This is a genomic window from Leucobacter triazinivorans, assembly GCF_004208635.1.
Classification (GTDB): Bacteria; Actinomycetota; Actinomycetes; order Actinomycetales; family Microbacteriaceae; genus Leucobacter; species Leucobacter triazinivorans.
In genome coordinates, this window is the sequence record NZ_CP035806.1 from 222,403 (window position 1) to 242,796 (window position 20,394).

The window sequence follows — 20,394 nt, forward strand, 5'->3', positions numbered from 1 at the left end:
CCCTCCTCCTCGCCGAGCTGCACCGCTCGGCGCGCGAGGCCCGAGCCTAGACTGGACGCATGTACGTCAAGATATGCGGGCTGCGGGATGCGGCGACGGCGCATCACGCGGTCTCGAGCGGCGCCGATGCGGTCGGCGTCGTCATGAGCCCGCGCAGCCCGCGGCACGCGAGCGCCGCCCAGGCCGCCGAGGTGCTCGCCGCGGTGCGTGCGCACCAGCGCGACGGAGCGCCGGTCGATACGGTCCTCGTCGTGAACCGGATGCCCGCGCGCGAGGCCGCCGAACTGACGGGCGAGCTCGGCTTCGACGTACTCCAGCTCCACGGCGCGTACACGCCGCACGAGATCGCCGCCGCCGCCGCCCTGCTCCCCCGGGTCTGGCGGGCGACCTCCCTCGAGCTCGATCCGGCGCTGCGCGCCGGCGAGTTCGGCGAGGAACGCCTGCTGGTCGACGGCGCGATCCCGGGCTCGGGCGATCCGTGGGACCTGTCGGCGCTGCGCAGCGGAACCGACGCGCGCCGACGGCTCGGATCCGGCTGGATCCTCGCGGGCGGGCTCGACCCGCAGAACGTCACCGCCGCGATCGCCGCAACACGCCCCTGGGGCGTGGACGTCTCGAGCGGCGTCGAACGCGCGCCGGGCGTGAAGGATCCCGACCGCATCGTCCGGTTCATCCGGGCAGCACGCCGTTGACCGCCTCGAAGCGCGACAAACACGCCAACGCTTGATCACAATCAGGTAACGAGAGAAATTCCTGCTCAGATACCCGATCAGAGTAAACTTCTCGGTGGCTCGATGCCCTCACCCCCGAGACCCGGAGCGTGAGGTGGCTAGCGTTGAAAGGTCCGAGCCGCCTCCGCGGCACAGGTCCAGGCAGGAGGCCGTGGAACCATGACCAAACAGCCCAACACCGGCAAGCGCACCCGCAAGATCACGGTGCCGCCCCCGCCGCCGGTGCCGCATCCGGGTCTCATCCCGGGCATCGGCGTCGAGCAGACGGGCCTCCGCTTCCCCACCAATTGGCTGGTGCTCTCGGTGACGGTGGCCCTGACCGTCTCGGTCATCGTGTGGGCATTCGTCGCTCCCGAGAACCTCTCCGAGGTCGGCGCCGGATCACTCGCCTGGGTCAGCACGAACTTCGGCTGGCTCTTCGGCGCGCTCGCGATCGTCGTCGCGCTCTTCATGCTGGTGGTGGGCTTCGGCCGCACCGGCGGCATCAGGCTGGGCGCCGACGACGAGGAGCCCGAGTTCTCCACCGCGTCGTGGATCTCCATGCTCTTCGCCGCGGGTCTCGGCATCGGTCTCCTCTTCTACGGGCCGCTGGAGCCGCTCACCTACTTCCTCGATCCGGCGCCCGGCATCACCGCCGACGGCGGCTCCCCCGGCGCGGCGCTTCCGGCGCTCGCGCAGACGATCCTGCACTGGGGCCCGATCGCCTGGGCGTTCTACGCGCTCGTCGGCGGCGCGATCGCCTACAGTGCCTATCGGCGCGGACGAGCGCCGCTCATCTCGGCCCTCTTCGAGCCCGTGTTCCCCGGCAGCAGCCACCGGGTGCTCGGTCGCATCATCGACATCTTCGCCATCATCGTCACGCTCTTCGGCACCGCGGTGTCCCTCGGGATCGGAGCGCTGCAGATCGAGAGCGGCTTCCGCATCGTGACGGGGGTCGGCCCGCTGGGCAACACCTTCCTCATCGGGGCCCTGGCGATCCTCACCGCGCTCTTCATCGCCTCCGCGGTCTCCGGAGTCAAGCGGGGCATCCGTCGCCTCTCGAACCTCAACATGGCGCTCACCGGAGGCCTCGGCCTCTTCGTGCTCATCGTCGGGCCCACGGTCTTCCTCCTCAACTTCCTCCCGTCGGCCGTGGTCGAGTACTTCCAGCAGCTCCTCATGATGCTCGCCCGCAATCCCAACCAGGGCGAGGTGACCGCGGAGTTCCTCTCCACCTGGACCACCTACTACTGGGCCTGGTGGGTGTCGTGGACGCCCTTCGTCGGCATGTTCATCGCCAAGATCTCCCGCGGCCGCAAGCTGCGCGAGTTCGTCATCACCGTGATGCTCGTCCCGTCGGCCATCGTCGTGGCCTGGTTCGTCGTCTACGGCGGCACCGCGATCTACATGAGCCTGGCGGGCGAAGACCTCCAGACCGGCGACTCCGGCGAGGAGGTGCTCTTCCAGCTGCTGCAGCGTCTCCCCCTCGGCATGATCACGTCGGTGATCGCCATGATCGCGGTGCTCGTCTTCTTCGTCACCGCAGCCGATTCGGCCTCCATCGTCATGGCCTCGATGTCCCAGGGCGGACGGCCGGAGCCGTCGAAGTGGGTGACCATCGTCTGGGGCCTGCTGCTGTCGCTCATCGCCGTCGCGCTGCTGCTCGCCGGAGGCCGCAACACGCTCTCGGGCCTGCAGTCGCTCATGGTGGTCTCCGCGCTCCCCTTCGCGTTCGTGGTGATCGGGATCATGATCTCCTGGGTGAAGGATCTGCGCACCGATCCCTATATCATCCGGCGCAAGTACGCTCAGGCCGCGATCGCGCAGGGCGTGCGGCGCGGAATCGACGAGTACGGCGACGACTTCGTCTTCGGCACGAGCGAGGTGCCGGCCGACGAGGGGGCGGGCGCCGACTTCGACAGCGCGGACCCCGCGCTCACCGAGTGGTACGTCGACGCCACGACGGGACCGATCCAGCAGATCACCGGAGAGGATGTGCGCCGCACGCTCGACCCGGCGCGTATCGAGCGGCCCGGACCGGAGCGCCCGGACCACACCGCCTCCGGCGATGCCTCGCTGACCGTGGGCGAGCGCGTCGCTCCCCCGCCGTCGCACGCGGATGCTGCCGACGACGCACCGGACGACGGGGCGGCCGACGAGACCACTGACGCACCCGGCGACGACGAGAATACGGACGCACCCGGCGACGACAAGCGGCCCAGCCGAGACGACGAGCCCGAGCAGCGCTGAGTCGGGTCCGCGCTCCCGGGATGCGCATGCCCGGGAGCGCGCCGCTGGAGATTCTCCGGTCGACACTGTAACCTGTTCGTTATATTTCGCGCCGCCCCCTCGGCGCCCCCATGACCCGGAAGACTGCATGCCCACACCCACCCCCGAGACAGGCGCGCGCGCGTTCCCCTCGCGACGTTCCCTCCGCACCGGCGAACGCACTCCCAGCACTCCCCCCGTCGATACCGGATCGATCCGGGTTCCCTATGTCGAGCACGTACCCGCCACGGAGATCCCCGCCACGACACCGCCGGCTCGGATCCGCGTGCCGTTCCGACGCCGCTTGGCCGGGATCGCTGCAGCCGCAAGCGTGTGCGGGCTCGTACTGACGCTGGCGCTTCCCCTCACCGAGCACGCGAGCGTCGCGGCGGGAGCCGGCGCCGTGCACGCCTCTCAGCAGCTGTTCTCCGAGGTCTCCATCGAGGATCTTCCGCCCTCCTTCGCCGAGATCAGCGCGTCGATCTCAGACGAGTCCGCACCGATCGCGTACGTCTTCGACCCCGACGCGCTCGTCAACTACCCGTTCGCCCAGCCCGTCACGCTCACCGATGGCTTCGGCTACCGCACGGCCCCGGTGGCGCAGTTCCACGACGCGCAGGATTTCGCCGCGGCAGCGGGAACGCCGATCCAGGCGATTGCCGACGGCACGGTGCTCGAGGCGGGATTCGCGAGCGACGGCTGCGGCTTCGGCCTCAAACTCGAGCACGAACTCGACGGAACTCCGGTGACGAGCCGCTACTGCCACATGCAGATGAACTCGCACGATCTCGCGGTGGGAGACACCGTGGAGATGGGTGATCCCGTCGGAACCGTCGGCAACACCGGCATGTCGTTCGGCCCGCACCTCCACCTCGCGCTCCGCGTCGACGACGAGCCGGTCGACCCCATGCCCTTCTTCGCGGAGTTCACCCGCAAGGATCGGCCCTCGGCGACCGGCGCCGAGCGGACGACGGAGAGCTGACGGCGCCGTCCGCGATCAGCCGGCAGCCGCGGCGGTCGTAGCGCTCGCCCAGTCGGCCAACTTGGCCGCCGCCCGACCGGAGTCGATCGCCTCCTCGGCGATCCGGAGTTTCTCGGCGAGGCGCTCGAGCAGCGCCCGCTCAGCCGATTCCGGCCGCTGCGCCAGGTCGAAGGCCACGAGGCCCGCCGCGGCGTTGAGCAGCACGATGTCGCGCACCGGGCCCCGCTCCCCCGCGAGCACGCGGTGGACCACCGCCGCGTTCTCCTCCGGCGTACCGCCGACGAGATCCGAGATCGACGCGCGCGGAATGCCCAGCTCGCGAGGATCGATGTCGTGCTCGGTGAGGCCCCCGCGGCTGACCTCCCACAAGCGGGAGTGACCGGTGGTGGTCAGCTCGTCGAGCCCGTCGTCGCCGCGGAACACCAGCGCCGACGCGCCGCGCAGGCGGAACACGCCGACGAAGATCGGCACACGATCGATATCGGCGACACCGACGGCCGATGCTTCGGGCCGCACCGGGTTGCAGAGCGGCCCCAGGAAGTTGAACACGGTCGGGATCCCGAGCTCGGCACGTGCGGCGGCGACGTGCCGGAAGCCCGGCAGGAAGCGTGCCGCGTGCACGAACGCGATCCCGGCGTCCGAGAACGTCTCCGCGAGTCGATCGGCATCGAGAGTGAGGTCGATCCCCAGGGCGCTGAGCACGTCGGACGAGCCGGAGAGGCTGCTCGCGGCGCGGTTGCCGTGCTTGACCACGGGGGCGCCCGCCGCGGCAGCCGTGATCGAGGCCATGGTCGAGATGTTCACCGTGCCGAACCGGTCGCCTCCGGTGCCGACGATGTCGAGCGACATCGCAGGCAGCGAGATCGGGGCGGCCTCGGCGAGGATCGCATCGCGGAAGCCGATGACCTCTTCGACCGTGACGCCCTTCGAGCGAAGGGCGACCAGGAACGCGCCGATCTGCGCGCCGCTCGCCTCGCCTGTCATGAAGCGCGACATCGCCCACTCGGCTTGCGACACGCTGAGGTCCTCGCCGTCGAGCAGAGTCGAGAGCACGATGGGCCAGCTGCGTTCGTCGATCATGCGCCAATCCTACCGAGGACTGCCGCGCCGCCGAGCGCAGGGCGGGGAGCACCGGCGCGTACTGCGGCGAGCCGCTCGACCGGACGTCGCAACGACCCATTCATCAGATGTATGTGATACCGCGTCGCGCACGATCGAGGCCCGCGAACCCGATAAGCTGGGCGGGAGACTCGCAGAAAGTTCGGCGCGCCGGGTTCGAGTGAAAACGCACACCAAACTTTCAGCCATAATGGAGGGGTGACAACGACCACTATGAATACCAAGTCAGCCGTGCCCTCGGTGAAGCGACCGAACCTCGTCGCCGTGGGCACGATCGTGTGGCTCGGCAGCGAGGTCATGTTCTTCGCCGGCCTCTTCGCGATCTACTTCACGCTTCGGGCCATGAATCCCGAGCTGTGGGCCGAGCAGACCGCGAAGCACAACTTCACCTTCGCGCTGATCAACACTCTGATCCTGGTCGCCTCCTCGTTCACCGCTCAGGCCGGCGTGTTCGCCGCCGAGCGGATGCAGCCGCGCGCCACCGGCGCCAGCCCCAAGAAGTGGGGCACGGTCGAGTGGTTCTACCTCACCTTCTTCATGGGCGCCGTGTTCGTCGCAGGCCAGGCCTGGGAGTACGCGACGTTCGTCTCCGAGGGCATCACGCTCGCCTCCGATCCTTACGGCTCCGCGTTCTACATGACCACCGGCTTCCACGGCATCCACGTGTCGCTCGGGTTGGTCGCGTTCCTGCTGGTGATCGGGCGCATCTACGCGGTCAAGAACTTCACCCACAAGGAGGAGACCACCGCGGTCGTCGTGTCGTACTACTGGCACTTCGTCGACATCGTGTGGATCATCCTCTTCATCGTCATCTACGTCCTCAAGTAGGGTCAGGAGAAATCGAGAACATGGCTCGCGCCAAGAAGAACGTTCGCAAGTCGGGCCGCCGGCATCCGCTTGCCACCGCAGCCCTCGTTGCGGTCGGCCTGCTCGTCACGGGTGCCGCGTACACCGGCTTCAGCCAGACCTCCGCGACCGCTGAGATCGACCTCGAGTCCCCCGCGACCATCGAGGCCGGCGAGAAGCTGTTCGGCGCCAACTGCGCCACCTGCCACGGAGCCAGCGCCCAGGGTACGCCCGACGGGCCCTCGCTCATCGGCGCGGGCGCCGCGTCGGTCAACTTCCAGGTCGGCACCGGCCGCATGCCCCTCGCCTTCCAGGGTCCGCAGGGCATGGTCAAGCCCGCGCAGTTCAGCGAGGACCAGACGCTGCAGATGGCCGCGTACGTGGCTTCCCTCGCCCCGGGGCCGGCGCTGCCCGATTCCCGATACCTCCAGGGCGACGGTGATGTCGCGAACGGCGGCACGCTGTTCCGCATCAACTGCGCGATGTGCCACAACGTCGCAGCGGCCGGAGGCGCGCTCACCGAGGGCAAGTTCGCCCCCAAGCTGACCGGGGTCGCGCCCACCCACGTGTACGAGGCCATGATCACCGGCCCCCAGAACATGCCCGTCTTCAGCGACGCGAACATCACGCCGCAGGAGAAGGCCGACATCATCTCGTACCTCAAGTACATCGAGGAGAAGCCTGCTGTCGGCGGGCTCACCCTCGGGTCGATCGGCCCGGTGGCCGAGGGCCTGTTCATCTGGGTGATCGGGCTGGGTGCCATCGTGGGCCTCACCGTCTGGGTCACCGCGAAGTCGAACTAGTCCGACAGCGGCAACGAGTTCATGAGTCAGGAGTCAAGGAGCAACATGGCAGAGGAAGCGAAGAACAGCGGCGACGAACACGCCGTTGTCGCCGCCCAGGGCCACGGCCCGGTCGAGGCAGCGGTGGGTACCGCGGTCGTCTCGTCCGACGCCGTGCAGAATCCGGGCCTTCCCCCGCACCGCAAGCGCGTCACGGATCTCGATCCGAAGCGCGCAAAGCGCGCCGAGCGTCTGGTCTACACGCTCTTCTACATCTCGATCGCCGGCAGCCTGGGCGCCGTGCTCGCGTACATGTTCTTCCCGATCGAAACGGGAGATCTCATGGCGATCCGGCTGCAGACGCTGTTCGTCGGCCTCGGCATGGCGCTCTCCCTTCTCGCGATCGGCATCGGCGCGGTCCACTGGGGCAAGGCGCTCATGGCAGACCACGAGTCGATCGACGAGCGACACCCCGTGGCGAGCGACGAGCCCACGCGCGAAGGCGCCGCAGAAGTGTTCAAGCTCGCCGACGAGGAGTCGGGCTTCTCCCGCCGCTCGCTCGTGCGCAACAGCCTGATCGGCGCACTCATCGCGTTCCCTCTGCCGGGCATCACCCTGCTCCGCGGTCTGGCCCCGCAGGATCGCGATCCGGTGCAGCTGCTCAAGCACACCATGTGGGACACGGGCGTGCGCTTGGCGCGCGATCCCTCCGGTGTTCCGATCAAGGCCAGCGAGGTCACCATCGGCTCCGCATTCCACGTGATTCCTGAGAGTCTGAATCACGACGATTTCCACAACCTCACGCTCGACGAGCGCGGCGGAAGCGACAACCTGCTCGACGCGAAGGCGAAGGCGATCGTCCTGCTCATGCGCCTCGACCAGTCTGAACTCAAGGAGCTTCCCGAGCGCGCGGATTGGTCGTACGACGGCATCGTCGCCTACTCGAAGGTCTGCACCCACGTCGGGTGCCCGGTCGCGCTCTACGAGCAGCACACGCATCACCTCCTGTGCCCGTGCCATCAGTCGCAGTTCGACGTCTCCGAGCACGCGAAGGTCGTCTTCGGCCCGGCCAAGCGGCCGCTGCCGCAGCTGCCCATCACCGTAGACGACGAGGGCTACCTCGTCGCGCAGAGTGATTTCCATGAACCTGTCGGCCCGAGCTTCTGGGAGCGCCTCAAGTGAGCAGCACCGTAACCGAATCCCCCGCCCAGAGCGGTTCGACGCAGAGCGGTTCGAGCCGGTTCACCGCTGCGGCCGCGAACTACCTCGATGAGCGCACCAAGATCGGCGTCGCCGTCAAGGAGTTCGGCCGCAAGGTCTTCCCCGACCACTGGTCCTTCCTGCTCGGAGAGGTGGCGCTCTACAGCTTCGTCGTCATCCTCCTCTCGGGCACGTTCCTCACCCTCTTCTTCCAGGCGTCGATGGCCGAGGTGCACTACACCGGCCCCTACGTGCCCATGAAGGGCCTCGAGATGTCGGTGGCGATGGCGTCGACGCTCGACATCTCCTTCTCGGTGCGCGGTGGTCTGCTCATGCGCCACGTGCACCACTGGGCAGCGCTGCTCTTCGTGGCGTCGATCGGCCTGCACATGCTGCGCATCTTCTTCACGGGTGCGTTCCGCAAGCCTCGCGAGCTCAACTGGGTCATCGGCTTCGTGCTCTTCGTGCTCGCGATGGCCGAGGGCTTCACCGGCTACTCGCTCCCCGACGACGTGCTCTCGGGCAACGGTCTCCGGATCATCGACGGCATCATCAAGGCCATCCCGGTGATCGGCACCTACCTGTCGTACTTCTTCTTCGGCGGCGAGTTCCCCGGAACCGACATCGTCGGTCGTCTCTACATGCTGCACATCATGGTGCTGCCGGCGCTCGTCATCCTCTTCGTGGCGCTGCACCTCGCTTTCGTCGTCATCCACAAGCACACGCAGTACCCCGGCCCGGGCAAGACCCAGCAGAACGTGGTCGGCTACCCCGTGCTCCCCGTGTACGCGGCGAAGGCCGGCGGCTTCTTCTTCATCGTGTTCGGTGTGATCGCACTGATCGCCTCGACCGTGGGCATCAACCCCATCTGGAACTACGGCCCCTACGACCCGTCACCCGTGTCCGCGGGCACCCAGCCCGACTGGTACATCGGCTTCGCCGACGGCATGCTGCGTCTCGTGCCGCCGGGGCTCGAAACCGAGTGGTTCGGCTATACGTGGTCCTGGAACATGCTCCTGCCGCTCATCATCATCGGCATCTTCCTCGTGCTCGTGGTCGCCTACCCGTTCATCGAGGCGTGGGTCACCGGAGACAAGCGAGAGCATCACATCCTCGACCGTCCGCGCAACGCCCCCACCCGCACCGCGATCGGCGCGGCCGGCGTCACCTTCTACGCGGTGATGTGGGCGGGCGCGAGCTCCGACCTCATGGCGACGCACTTCCAGCTCTCCATGGAGGGTGTCATCCACGCGCTGCAGGCCGCGCTTATCCTTGGGCCGATCATCGCCTATCAGCTCGCCAAGCGCATCTGCCTGGCCCTGCAGAAGAAGGATCGCAGCATCGCGCTGCACGGCTATGAGTCCGGGCGTATCGTCCGTCTGCCCGGCGGCGAGTTCGTCGAGGTGCACAAGCCGCTCGACGAGTACGAGCAGTGGGAGCTGGTCAGCTACCACGACTACGCTCCGCTCATGCTGCGCCCGAACGACGATGGTCGCATCCCCTTCTCGAAGCGTCTGCGCGCCGGCTTCAGCCGTTGGTTCTTCGAGGACCGGATCGTTCCGCCGACGAAGGGCGAGATCGAGCAGGGACACCACGAGGGTCACTGATCGACCACCCTCCGCACGTGTGAGGCCCCGCAGGAGTTTCCTGCGGGGCCTCACACGTGCGTCCGGGGGCGGCACCACTCCCCTGCTGCCACTCGGAGCGAGCGAGACACCCGTGTCGGTGCACGCATGCGCATCGGTGCACGAACTCGTCGGTGCACGACGAGTCGGTGCACAGCTGCGTTCGTACGCAATCCCGTCCGGGCACGGATGAATCCGTGCCCGAGCCCTTCAGGCACACGAGCTCGTCCGTACGGGAGGATGAGAACGCGCCGGCCCGCTCACACCCATACCAGCCGGCTGGTCGCACTGGGCGGTAGGTACACGAACGGCATTCGTGAGAGCACTTGCGTGATCGCCCCGTAGCCTGGGACGGCAACGACGCCGATGAAGCGCCGGGACGCAATCAGCCTACGGACGGTACACGAAACACCGTTCCGATCCTGCGCTCACGGCTATGGAGCATCGATCAGCGCGTGAGATCCCTCCGCGAGCAGTGCGGCGAATCGGGACTCCCCCAGGGAGCTGCCCAGCTCGAGGAGGCCGGCCGTCAGCGGCTCGCGCATTCCTGGTACATGGCTTGAGGCGACACACTGCACGAGAAAGCGCAGCAGCGTGGCTCGATGCGCTTGGTCCCTCTCCGATACCGGCTCGCGCAACTCGTCGAGCACGAACGCGAAGCACGCGAGAAAGAGATCTCGCTTCGTGGCGAAGCTCGCGTAGAGGTGCGGTTGGGACATCTCAGCGCGGGCGGCGATGGCCGAGGTCGACGCTGCGGAAAAGCCGAAGAGGCCGAACTCGATGAGTCCGGCCTCCAGCAGGCGGCTGCGATTCTCGCCGGGCGGCCTGCGAGCACGACGTTCGGTCACCCGATCACCGCAGATCGAGAATCTTGCGGTAGTGCTCCCCAACGGGTTCGAATCCGCGATGATTGTAGAAGGAGCCGATACGAGCGGTCGATGCGGAGAGCTGACGCACGCCGCGCCCCATGCAGTAGTGCTCGTTCGCCTGCATCAGCCGGTCTCCGACCCCGTGACCACGGGTACCTTCGTCGACGACGATCTCCTGCAGGTGCGCGGTGAGACCGGGCGCGTGCAGAAGGCGCGACACCGTCATCAGCGAGTACCCGACGACGGTGCCGTCGCGCTCCGCGACGAAGAGCACGTTCGTCTCCTGGTCGCGGTGGCGCAGCACGTTGTCGTAGGCGACCATGAACTCGTCGCGGCCGATGGCCTCGCGACCCGTGGTGAACTGGCGGGCCAGAGCGAAGACGGCGGTACCGTCTTCGCTCTGGCCGCGGCGGATGATGATGCTCAAGCGAACAATCCTCTGTCGAAACTACCGTGCGAAGTTGCCACGGTAGTACTCGTAGACCCAACCCACCACGCCGACGAGCACGATCGGCAGGGCGATGAACGAGAGCCAGAAATTGAAGCCGATGCAGAGTCCGAGCACCACGAGGGATGCGCCGAAGGCCAGGAAGATGGGCCACCAGCTCCAGGGGCTGAACTCACCGAGCTCGGGGTCGCCGTCGTCGATATCGGAGTCCTCGCGGTCCTCGACCAGCACGCCGCCCTGCTTCTTCTGAACAAGCACCAAGTAGAAGGCGATGAATCCGGTGAGGCCCGCGGACAGGAGGATGGTCACGCTGCCCGACCACTCGATGTAGCCGTGCTCGATCACGTTCCAGAGTGTGTAGACCGTGGCGAGCAGCACGAAGTAGGCGGTCAGCAACCAGAAGAGGACGATGTTGGATTTCATGGTTCAGTTCTCCTCGGGGTCACTTCGCGAGTTCGCTCGCGCGCACCGGCTGCTCGATACCGCTGACCTCGGGATGGTTGAGGTCGAACGCCGGCGACTCCGACCGGATCCGCGGGATCGAGGTGAAGTTGTGACGCGGGGGCGGGCACGAGGTGGCCCACTCGAGCGAACGTCCGTAGCCCCAAGGATCGTTGACAGTCACCTTCGGTGCGCGACGCGCGGTCAGGTAGACGTTGAGCAGGAACGGAATCATCGACGCACCGAGAATCATCGCTCCCACGGTCGAGAGCTGGTTGCCCCAGGTCACGCCGTCCGACGGGAGGTAGGTGTAGTAGCGGCGGGGCATGGCCATGACGCCCAGCCAGTGCTGCACGAGGAAGGTCGTGTGGAAGCCGATGAAGAGCACCCAGAAGTGCACCTTGCCGAGACGCTCGTCGAGGAGCTTGCCGGTCCACTTGGGCCACCAGAAGTAGAAGCCCGCGAACATGGCGAACACGACCGTACCGAAGACGACGTAGTGGAAGTGCGCAACCACGAAGTAGGTGTCGGAGAGGTGGAAGTCCAGAGCCGGCGACGCGAGGATGACACCGGTGAGACCGCCGAAGACGAACGTCACCAGGAAGCCGAGCGACCAGAGCATCGGCGTCTCGAAGGTGATCGAGCCCCGCCACATCGTTCCGAGCCAGTTGAAGATCTTCACGCCCGTGGGGACCGCGATGAGCATCGTCATCAGCGCGAAGAACGGCAGCAGCACCGATCCGGTGACGTACATGTGGTGCGCCCACACGGTCATCGAGAGCGCCGCGATCGCAATGGTGGCGTAGATCAGCGTCTTGTACCCGAAGATCGGCTTGCGGCTGAACACCGGGAAGATCTCCGAGACGATGCCGAAGAACGGCAGCGCGATGATGTACACCTCGGGATGCCCGAAGAACCAGAAGAGGTGCTGCCACAGGATGGCTCCACCCTCGCCGTTGTAGATCTGCGCACCGAAGATGCGATCCGCGGCGAGACCGAACATCGCTGCGGCGAGCACGGGGAAGACGAGCAGCACGAGGATCGAGGTGATCAGGGTGTTCCAGGTGAAGATCGACATGCGCCACATGGTCATGCCCGGTGCGCGCATCGTGATGATCGTCGTGATGAAGTTGACGCCGCCCATGATCGTTCCGAAACCGCTCACGCCGAGGCCGAGCACCCAGAGGTTGCCGCCCACACCCGGCGAGTACGTCATGTCCGACAGCGGCGCGTAGGCGAACCAGCCGAAGGACGCGGCGCCCTGCGGGGTGAGGAAGCCGCCGACCGCGATGAGCGAGCCGAAGGTGTAGAGCCAGAACGCGAATGCGTTGAGCCGCGGGAAGGCCACATCCGGTGCGCCGATCTGCAGCGGCATGAGGACGTTCGCGAAACCCGCGAACAGCGGGGTGGCGAACATCAGCAGCATGATGGTGCCGTGCATGGTGAACAGCTGGTTGTACTGCTCCTTGGTCGCGACGACCTCGAGGTTCGGTGCGAACAGCTGCGCGCGGATGACCAGTGCCATGAGGCCGCCGATCAGGAACCACACGAAGGAGCTGATCAGGTACATGTACCCGATCACCTTGTGGTCCGTGGACGTCAGCCACGAGACGATGACGTTGCCCTTCTTCATGTTCTTGCTATCCCTCGCTAGTCGTTCTGCGCCTTGGCGCTGTCGTTATCGCCGGCGATGTGCTCCTGGTTCGGGTTGAACTCCTTGGTCACCTGTCCCGTGTTGCCGGCGTCGCGCAGCGACTCGATGTACGCGTCGTACTCGTCCTGCTCGACGACCTTCATCTGGAAGAGCATCATCGAGTGGTACTCGCCACAGAGCTCGGCGCACTTGCCCATGAACGTGCCCGTCTTGGTCGGGGTGAAGCTCATGTAGTTGGTCTGGCCGGGGATCATGTCCTTCTTGTAGAGGTACTCGACCACCCAGAAGGAATGGATGACGTCGCGGGTCTCGAGGCGCAGCTCGGTCGTCTTGTCGACCGGCAGGTAGAGCACCGGCATCGTGTCGTCCGTCGCCTCGCCCTCGTCATCGGTCTGCACCTGGACGCCCTGGAAGTAGACGTCGTCGTTCACGTAGTTGAAGTCCCAGGCCCAGCGCTTGCCGATGACCTCGACCACGTTCTCGGGCGCCTCGTAGCGCTGCTCGATCTTGCTCTGCTCCTGAGCGGTGAACGCGAAGAAGCCCAGCACGAGGATGACCGGGACGACGGTGAAGAAGGTCTCGATCGGCATGTTGTACCGCATCTGCACCGGGAGACCCGTCTGACCCTTGCGACGGCGGTACGCGATCGTGGCCCAGATGATGAGGCCCCACGTGATCACGCCGACGGCGAGCAGCACGATCCACGAGGTCACCCACAGCCCGGTGATCCCGTCCGTGTGGTTGGTCGCCCCTTCGGACCCCTCGGGCAGGAAGCCACGCTGCTGCTCGGGGGTGCAGCCGGCGAGAAGCAGTGCCGTCGAGAGCACCACCGGGGCCGCAACCCATTTCATTCGACGATTGGAACGCACCGCATACCTTTCGAAACGTTTCTCGCCGGCACCGGATGCAGGCGAAGCTGATGACTCCCTGATAGCTTAGCGCGATCCCGAGCGTTCCCCGAACCACGCGCGGGTGTCGCGGATGTTCTTCGCGCTGCGCGACTCAGCTGAAGCTGTCGCCGCAGGCGCAGCTGCCCTGCGCGTTGGGGTTGTCGATGGTGAAGCCCTGCTTCTGGATCGTGTCCTCGAAGTCGATCATCGCCCCGTCGAGATACGGAATACTCATGAGATCGACCACCACCTCGACCCCGTCGAAGTCGACCACGGCATCGTTCTCGAGCTCGCGCTCATCGAAGAACAGCTGATAGATGAGGCCCGAGCAGCCGCCCGGCTGCACCGCGATGCGAAGCCGCAGGTCGTCGCGGCCCTCCTGCAGCAGCAGGCTGCGCACCTTTTCGCGCGCGGCCTCGCTCAGCTGCACCCCGTGGGCGCGCTCCGGGGCCGCGACGCCGCCCTCCGAACCGATCGTTCCCGTGCTCATGCGTTCTCCTCACTCGTGCCCTCGTGACTGCCATCAGTCTACCGCCGACGCGGGATCACCGGGACCGGGAGATCGGCCGGGTCGCCGGGGCGGTATCCTGGAAGGAGACGTCGGCGACGCGCCGGCATTGCAGCGAGGATCGAGCGCGGATGCGCGGAACGAGAGGACAGGCGTGGCGAAGAAGGGCGTTGACAACGCGGCCGGCGCGAACGAGCAGGGGGCGGACGACCGCGGGCCGGTCGGCAAGGGCCGTCCGACGCCGTCGCGCAAGCAGGCGGAGGCCGCGAACGCCCGGCCGATCGTCGGTTCCAAGGACAAGTCGATGGTCAAGGAGCAGCGTCGGCAGCAGGCGAGCCAGCGAGAGCGGGCCCGGATCGGCATGATGGAAGGCGACGAGCGCTACCTCGGTCCGCGCGACCGCGGCCCGCAGCGCCGCTTCGTGCGCGACTACGTCGACGCCCGGTGGAGCATCGGCGAGCTGCTCATCCCGATGATGCTGGTCGTCCTCGTGATGACGTTCATCCCCGGCATCATGCAGGTCGTCAGCCTCATCGTGATCTGGGCCTTCGTGGGCCTCGCGATCATCGACGCCGTGCTGCTCGGCGTGCGGCTCAAGCGACTGCTCGGCCAGAAGTTCGGAGAAGATCGCGTGCAGTCCGGCTACCGGTGGTACGCCGCCATGCGCGCCTTCCAGTTCCGCCCGCTGCGCGTGCCGAAGCCACAGGTGAAGCGCGGACAGCGCCCCAACTGAGGGCGAGCCGAGACGAGCACGGCCCCGGGAGGATCCCTCCCGGGGCCGTTCGCATGCATTCGAAGGGTGCGACGGCTACCCCGCGTTCCCCCGCCAGCCGGCGCGTCGCAGTCCACGGTTGATGGCCCGGGCCCAGAGCGGTCCCTCGTAGAGGAACGCTGTGTAACCCTGCACCAGCGTCGCGCCGGCGCCCAGGCGCTCGAGCACGTCAGCCGCGGTCGTGACGCCGCCCACGGAGACGACGCAGAATTCGGGATCCGGTGCCGCCGCGCGGATCCGTCGCAGCACCTCGGTCGACCGCTGCCGCAGCGGTGCTCCGGAGAGCCCGCCGGCCCCCATCGCCTCGATCGCATCCGCGGAAGCACTGAGCCCGTCTCGGGAGACCGTGGTGTTGGTCGCGATGATCCCGTCGAGGCCGAGGCGCAGCGCGAGGTCGACGATGCCGTCGATCTGCTCGTCCTCCATATCCGGGGCGATCTTCACGAGCAGCGGAACGCCGTCGGCCGCCTCGCGCACGGCGGCGAGCAGCGGCTCGAGCATCTCGAGCTCCTGCAGGCCGCGCAGCCCGGGAGTGTTGGGCGAGCTCACGTTGACGGCGAGGTAGTCGGCCAGCGGCGCCAGACGCTGCGCGCTCCACACGTAGTCCTGCACCGCATCGTCGACCTCGGTCACCCGGCTCTTGCCGATGTTCACGCCGATCACCGGGCGGTGCCGGGCCAGTCGCGCGCGCTCCACGCAGGGGACGGCCGCCGCCGAGCCGCCGTTGTTGAATCCCATCCGGTTGATGAGGGCGCGGTCCTCGACCAGGCGGAACAGGCGAGGTGCGGGGTTGCCCGGTTGCGCGTGCCGGGTGAGCGTGCCCACCTCGACGTGGCCGAAGCCGAGCGCGCCGAGGCCGAGGATGCCGTCGGCGTTCTTGTCGAACCCCGCGGCGATCCCGAACGGGCTCGGAAACTCGGTGCCCAGTGCGCGCACGCGCAATGAGGGATCCGGAGCGCAGGCCCGGCGGGCGAGACCGCCGAGCAGCGGCACCGCACGGATCACGCGAAACGCGAGGTGGTGCGCGCGCTCGGGGTCCATCCGCCGCAGAACGGTGCTGAAGAGCAGCGGGTACAGGCGCATGTGCGTCACTCCTCGGGGGTGCGGGCGTCTGCCCGGGAATCGGATGCGTCGGAATCGGAACCGCCGCCGGGGTGCGCCCGCAGCTCGGCGATCGCGGCGTCGAAGTCCGCGAGCGACTCGAACGCCTGGTAGACGCTCGCGAAGCGCAGATACGCGACTTCGTCGAGCTCGCGCAGATGCGGCAGGATCGCGAGACCGATCTCGTTCGCGTCGAACTGGGCGATGCCGCTCGAGCGCACCGACTCCTCGACCTGCTGCGCGAGCACCGCCAGGTCGGCCTCGGTCACCGGTCGGCCCTGGCACGCCTTGCGCACCCCGCTCATCACCTTCTCGCGGCTGAAGGGTTCGACGACCCCGGAGCGCTTGATCACCGTGAGGCTCGCGGTCTCGGTCGTGGTGAACCGACGGCCGCACTCGGGGCACTGGCGGCGGCGGCGGATCGAGAGCCCGTCGTCGGCGGTGCGGGAATCGATCACCCGGGAGTCCGGGTGCCTGCAGAACGGGCAGTGCATCAGGGGGCCTCCTCGCCGCGGTCGCGCTCGAACCGCGCGCTGACCGCCTCGCCGTGCGCGGGCAGACCCTCCGCGCCGGCCAGCGCGAGCAGGGGGCCCTCGACCCGGGCGAGCGCCGCGCGGTCGTAGCTGACGATCTGCTGCGGCCGCAGGAAGGTGTGCGCTCCCAGCCCGGCCGAGAAGCGCGCGGTGCCACCGGTGGGCAGCACGTGGTTGGATCCGGCGAGGTAGTCGCCGAGGCTCACCGGCGTGTACCCGCCGACGAAGATCGCGCCCGCGTCGGTGATGCGCGCGAGCACCGCCGAGTCGTCGGCCGTCTGGATCTCCAGGTGCTCGGGCCCGTAGGCGTTGCTGAGGCGAGCCGCCGTGGCCAGGTCGTCGACGAGGATCACCGCGGACTGCGGCCCGCCGAGCGCTGCGGCGACGCGATCCGCGTGCCGCGTGCGCGGCGCGCGCTGCGCCACCTCGGCGAGCACCCGCTCCGCGAGCTCCGTCGAGTCGGTGACCAGCACCGACGCGGCCGCTTCGTCGTGCTCGGCCTGGCTGATGAGGTCGGCCGCGACGAAGCCGGGATCGGCGGTCTCGTCGGCGATGACGAGGATCTCGGTGGTACCTGCTTCGGAGTCGATGCCCACGCGGCCGCTCACGACGCGCTTCGCGGCCGCGACGAATACGTTGCCCGGCCCGGTGACCACGTCGACGGGCTCGAGCCCGATCTGCGGGACCCCGTGCGCGAACGCCGCGATGGCCCCCGCGCCCCCGATCGCGTACACCTCGTCGATGCCGCACAGCGCTGCGGCCCAGAGCACCGCGGGGTGCGGCAGTCCGCCCGTGTCGCGCTGCGCGGGCGATGCGAGCGCGAGGCCGGGAACCCCCGCCGTCTGCGCCGCCACCGCGTTCATGATGACCGATGACGGATAGGCCGCCTTGCCTCCCGGCGCGTAGAGTCCCACCCGGGACACCGGCTGCCAGCGCTGGCGGATCTCGGCGCCGTCGGCCAGACGCGTCACCTGCTCCTGGGGCACCTGCGCCGCGGAGGCGCGGCGCAGCCGGGAGATCAGCTCCCGCAGCGCGTCGGCGACATCCGGCGGGCAGTCGGCCAGCGACGCGGCGATCGCCTCCGCGGGCACCCGCAGCGCGTGCCCGTCGACGCCGTCGAAGTCGCGCGCCTGCTCCCGCAGCGCCGCTTCGCCGCGCTCGGCGACATCGGCGACGAGGGGACGCACCCGCTCGACCGCCTGCTCGGCGCTCACGGCGGCGCGCGGAACGAGTTGCTGCAGATCGCCTCGCGAGAGTTCCCGCCCCCGCAGATCAATGGTTCGCATCACCGAACCAGTCTACCGGGGCGCGGAAGCGTCGGGGCGCGGGAGGGCGGGGTGCGCTCGTCGCGGGCTCCTGCGTCAGCGAGCGATGGGCACGAGCATGCCGCACCAGGCCAGTTCGCGCGCGCTGGACACGAGGGCCTCCGCCGCGGCGCCCGCGTCGACCTCGAGCAGCGTCGCGAGCGCGTCGGCGATCGGGCCGAGTGCGAGCTCGCCGTCGCAGACTCCGACGGCCGCGGCGAGCAGCGGATCCGCGGCGATGCGCCGGGCGATCGGACGATCGGTCGTGAGCACGATCGACCGGGGGGCCTCCTCGCCCGGGCGATGCTCCCGCGCCTCCCCGACGGCCGGGTCGATCAGCCAGCGGGTCGCCAGCACCTCATCGTCGCTCATGAGCTCCGCGGCCGCCCCCGCGTCGAACGCCCGCGAGAGCAGATCGCCGGGCGCGTCCCCCCGGAATCCGCCGGCGGCGTGCTCGACGTGGACCACCCCGCCGTCCGCCGTCCGGGGACTCCGCCGCACGCGGATCGACCCGAGGCCCACCGCGACGATCCGCCGCTGCGAGAAGTCGTCCAGCCACCCCTCGACCAACTCGTCGAACTCCGGAGAGCCCGGCCGCGCTCCCCCGTCGCGGGCCCAGGTCTCGGCGTACTGCACCGGTTCCACACGATCCCGCTCGATCACCCAGGCGTCCAACGCGCCGAGGCGTTCGCCCGCTCCCGTGATCCATGCGCGCACCCGCTCGAGGCCGTTTCCGCCCCACGGGGACTCCCAGTTCGCGAGGCACAGCAGCTCGCCGCCCTCCGCGAGCAGCTCCGGCGCCTCCCGCACCACGCGCTCCGCGAGCGCGTCGCCGATCATGCCGCCGTCGCGGTACTCGTACACCGGGGTCTCAGCAGATCGCGGCGTGATCACGAACGGCGGGTTCGAGAGGATCAGGTCGAAGCGCTCCCCCGCCACCGGCGCGAACAGGTCGCCGCGGCGGAACTCGATCTCCCCCTCCAGCCCGTTGAGCCTCGCGTTGGCCCGGGCCATCATCAGTGCCCGCTCCGAGATGTCGGTGGCCACCACTCGCCCGCGCAGCGCCAGGTGCATCGCGACGACGCCGCAGCCCGTGCCGAGATCGAGGCAGCGCGGCGCGTCGTACGGGGGCGCCTGCCCGATGAGCGAGCGGGTGGCGCCGCCGACCCCCATCACGTGGTCGGCGCGGGCGGGGCCGCTCCGCAGATGGTCGTCGAGGTCCGAGAGGATCCACCAGTGCAGCGGCTGCTCCTTCCGCGCGTCCGCGACTTCCACGGGGGTGAGCGAGAGCGCCGCGCGCAGGGATCCGGGTGGCGTCTCCTCGACGAGGCCGAGCGCGAGCGCACCCTCCGCGCCGAGCGCGGGAAGCGCCGCGTCGATCGCGGAGCTGTCGACCGCGTCTCCGAGCAGCAGCAGGCGGATCAGCTGCGGGAGCGCCCCCTCGGCCCGCGCCCGCAGCGCGCGGCGGGCCGGGGCGAGCACTCCGCGCCGACGTGCCGCGTCTGCGCTCGCTCCGAGCATCTCGGCAATGGCGCCGACGCGGTAGTCCGCGGCGCGCAGATCGGTTCTCAGTCGGTCGATGAGGTCGGGATGCACCCGTCCAGACTAGTCACCCGAGGCGCGATGCACGCGCCGCCCGAGCTCGGGATCAGTACGCGACGGTGAAGCGCGCCCGATGGTGCTTCGGCTCCTCGATCTCGTCGACGATCGCCACGCCGAAGTCGGCGCCCGAGATCTCCGAGGCGCCGTCGGCGTCGGTGAGGAGCACGTCGCCTCCGATCCGATACTCGCCTCGGTACTCGCCGGCAGCCCAGGCGCCGAACGTCGCGGCCGGGCTCACCAGGAACCAGTCGAGCGCCTCGGGCGCGCCCCGGAGGTCGTCGAGCACGCCACCCATCTCGGAGGCCTCGGGCTTGATCGCATCGGCGAACTCGGGGTCGTCCATGACGCGCGGGCCGCCCTCGTGCTGCAGCAGCGAACCGGCCCCGCCGATCACACCGAGACGCACTCCGGCAGCCGCCGCTTCCGCCGCCAGTTCTGCGATCGCCGAGCGAGTACGCCCTGCCATGTCGCCGCGCGGCGACACTGCGACGACCACCACGTCCGCATGCTCGAGCGCCGCTGCGCGATCCGCGGGATCGGTGATCGATCCCGTCGCGTAGCGCACTCCCGCGACCTGCTCGGCCGCCTCGCCGCGGCTCATGCTCGTGACCTCGAGTCCGCGCACCGCCGCGGCCTCCACGATGTGCGATCCCGCGTATCCGCTGCCGCCGATCACTGTCACCTGCGTCATGTCGATCCTCGCTCCCTGTTGCGCTCGCGCCCGCACATCGCGGACCCGC

The 20,394-nt window shown here is 68.6% G+C and carries 20 protein-coding genes; 8 read left to right on the forward strand and 12 right to left on the reverse strand.

The window, feature by feature from the left end:
- The first annotated feature begins 59 nt into the window (after positions 1-59).
- The 3 genes from EVS81_RS01060 to EVS81_RS01070 all read left to right on the forward strand — a co-directional run bounded on the left by EVS81_RS01060 (position 60) and on the right by EVS81_RS01070 (position 3,960).
- Complete coding sequence (locus tag EVS81_RS01060; protein ID WP_130108751.1) at positions 60-692, forward strand: phosphoribosylanthranilate isomerase; 633 nt, start codon at positions 60-62, stop codon at positions 690-692.
- A gap of 198 nt (positions 693-890) precedes the next feature.
- Positions 891-2,960 carry a BCCT family transporter gene (locus EVS81_RS01065; protein ID WP_130108752.1) on the forward strand — a complete coding sequence of 690 codons (2,070 nt, stop codon included), beginning with the start codon at positions 891-893 and terminating at the stop codon, positions 2,958-2,960.
- A 127-nt stretch (positions 2,961-3,087) separates the two neighbouring features.
- Positions 3,088-3,960, forward strand: coding sequence for a M23 family metallopeptidase (locus EVS81_RS01070; protein ID WP_130108753.1), 873 nt, complete (start codon positions 3,088-3,090; stop codon positions 3,958-3,960).
- Positions 3,961-3,975: 15 nt separating this feature from the next.
- Here the strand turns inward: EVS81_RS01070 and trpD are convergent, their stop codons facing one another.
- Positions 3,976-5,040, reverse strand: a complete 1,065-nt coding sequence (gene trpD / locus EVS81_RS01075; RefSeq protein ID WP_130108754.1) for an anthranilate phosphoribosyltransferase — start codon at positions 5,038-5,040, stop codon at positions 3,976-3,978.
- 252 nt (positions 5,041-5,292) lie between these two features.
- Here trpD and ctaE point away from each other — a divergent pair, with 252 nt between their 5' ends.
- Genes ctaE through qcrB form a run of 4 tightly spaced genes read left to right on the forward strand, consistent with a single transcriptional unit; the run spans position 5,293 to position 9,514 of the window.
- Positions 5,293-5,907 carry an aa3-type cytochrome oxidase subunit III gene (ctaE, locus tag EVS81_RS01080; RefSeq protein ID WP_053384091.1) on the forward strand — a complete coding sequence of 205 codons (615 nt, stop codon included), beginning with the start codon at positions 5,293-5,295 and terminating at the stop codon, positions 5,905-5,907.
- A 20-nt stretch (positions 5,908-5,927) separates the two neighbouring features.
- Entirely contained in the window at positions 5,928-6,728 is an 801-nt protein-coding gene (qcrC, locus tag EVS81_RS01085) for a cytochrome bc1 complex diheme cytochrome c subunit (protein ID WP_130108755.1), read from the forward strand.
- A 45-nt stretch (positions 6,729-6,773) separates the two neighbouring features.
- Complete coding sequence (gene qcrA / locus EVS81_RS01090) at positions 6,774-7,889, forward strand: cytochrome bc1 complex Rieske iron-sulfur subunit (RefSeq protein ID WP_130108756.1); 1,116 nt, start codon at positions 6,774-6,776, stop codon at positions 7,887-7,889.
- Complete coding sequence (qcrB, locus tag EVS81_RS01095) at positions 7,886-9,514, forward strand: cytochrome bc1 complex cytochrome b subunit (RefSeq protein ID WP_130108757.1); 1,629 nt, start codon at positions 7,886-7,888, stop codon at positions 9,512-9,514. The genes qcrA and qcrB overlap by 4 nt, the downstream gene beginning before the upstream one ends.
- 452 nt (positions 9,515-9,966) lie before the next feature.
- Here qcrB and EVS81_RS01100 read toward each other — a convergent pair whose 3' ends face one another.
- The 6 genes from EVS81_RS01100 to EVS81_RS01125 form a co-directional block, all read right to left on the reverse strand.
- On the reverse strand, positions 9,967-10,380 hold the full coding sequence (locus EVS81_RS01100; protein ID WP_165384162.1) for a TetR family transcriptional regulator: 414 nt from the start codon (positions 10,378-10,380) through the stop codon (positions 9,967-9,969).
- A gap of 4 nt (positions 10,381-10,384) precedes the next feature.
- The gene (locus EVS81_RS01105; RefSeq protein WP_130108759.1) at positions 10,385-10,828 is read right to left on the reverse strand and encodes a GNAT family N-acetyltransferase; all 444 of its coding nucleotides are present in this window, start codon (positions 10,826-10,828) and stop codon (positions 10,385-10,387) included.
- Positions 10,829-10,849: 21 nt separating this feature from the next.
- The gene (locus EVS81_RS01110) at positions 10,850-11,272 is read right to left on the reverse strand and encodes a cytochrome c oxidase subunit 4 (RefSeq protein WP_130108760.1); all 423 of its coding nucleotides are present in this window, start codon (positions 11,270-11,272) and stop codon (positions 10,850-10,852) included.
- A gap of 19 nt (positions 11,273-11,291) precedes the next feature.
- Positions 11,292-12,923, reverse strand: a complete 1,632-nt coding sequence (gene ctaD, locus EVS81_RS01115; protein WP_130108761.1) for an aa3-type cytochrome oxidase subunit I — start codon at positions 12,921-12,923, stop codon at positions 11,292-11,294.
- A 17-nt stretch (positions 12,924-12,940) separates the two neighbouring features.
- Positions 12,941-13,795: an aa3-type cytochrome oxidase subunit II gene (ctaC, locus tag EVS81_RS01120; protein WP_130108762.1), complete on the reverse strand. Its 855-nt coding sequence runs from the start codon at positions 13,793-13,795 to the stop codon at positions 12,941-12,943.
- Positions 13,796-13,946: 151 nt separating this feature from the next.
- The gene (locus EVS81_RS01125) at positions 13,947-14,324 is read right to left on the reverse strand and encodes a HesB/IscA family protein (protein ID WP_130108763.1); all 378 of its coding nucleotides are present in this window, start codon (positions 14,322-14,324) and stop codon (positions 13,947-13,949) included.
- A gap of 172 nt (positions 14,325-14,496) precedes the next feature.
- Here EVS81_RS01125 and EVS81_RS01130 point away from each other — a divergent pair, with 172 nt between their 5' ends.
- Positions 14,497-15,075 (forward strand): DUF3043 domain-containing protein, encoded by a 579-nt coding sequence (locus EVS81_RS01130; RefSeq protein WP_130108764.1) that lies wholly within the window; start codon positions 14,497-14,499, stop codon positions 15,073-15,075.
- Between the two features lie 75 nt (positions 15,076-15,150).
- On the opposite strand, the gene EVS81_RS01135 is transcribed toward EVS81_RS01130, so the two are convergent.
- From EVS81_RS01135 to EVS81_RS01155, 5 genes are all read right to left on the reverse strand, one after another.
- Entirely contained in the window at positions 15,151-16,191 is a 1,041-nt protein-coding gene (locus tag EVS81_RS01135) for a quinone-dependent dihydroorotate dehydrogenase (protein WP_130111216.1), read from the reverse strand.
- An 11-nt stretch (positions 16,192-16,202) separates the two neighbouring features.
- Positions 16,203-16,709 carry a transcriptional regulator NrdR gene (gene nrdR, locus EVS81_RS01140; RefSeq protein ID WP_130108765.1) on the reverse strand — a complete coding sequence of 169 codons (507 nt, stop codon included), beginning with the start codon at positions 16,707-16,709 and terminating at the stop codon, positions 16,203-16,205.
- On the reverse strand, positions 16,709-18,034 hold the full coding sequence (gene hisD / locus EVS81_RS01145; protein WP_130111217.1) for a histidinol dehydrogenase: 1,326 nt from the start codon (positions 18,032-18,034) through the stop codon (positions 16,709-16,711). The genes nrdR and hisD overlap by 1 nt, the downstream gene beginning before the upstream one ends.
- A 75-nt stretch (positions 18,035-18,109) precedes the next feature.
- Entirely contained in the window at positions 18,110-19,648 is a 1,539-nt protein-coding gene (locus tag EVS81_RS01150) for a class I SAM-dependent methyltransferase (protein ID WP_130108766.1), read from the reverse strand.
- Between the two features lie 52 nt (positions 19,649-19,700).
- On the reverse strand, positions 19,701-20,345 hold the full coding sequence (locus EVS81_RS01155; RefSeq protein ID WP_130108767.1) for an NAD(P)-dependent oxidoreductase: 645 nt from the start codon (positions 20,343-20,345) through the stop codon (positions 19,701-19,703).
- Positions 20,346-20,394: the final 49 nt, after the last annotated feature.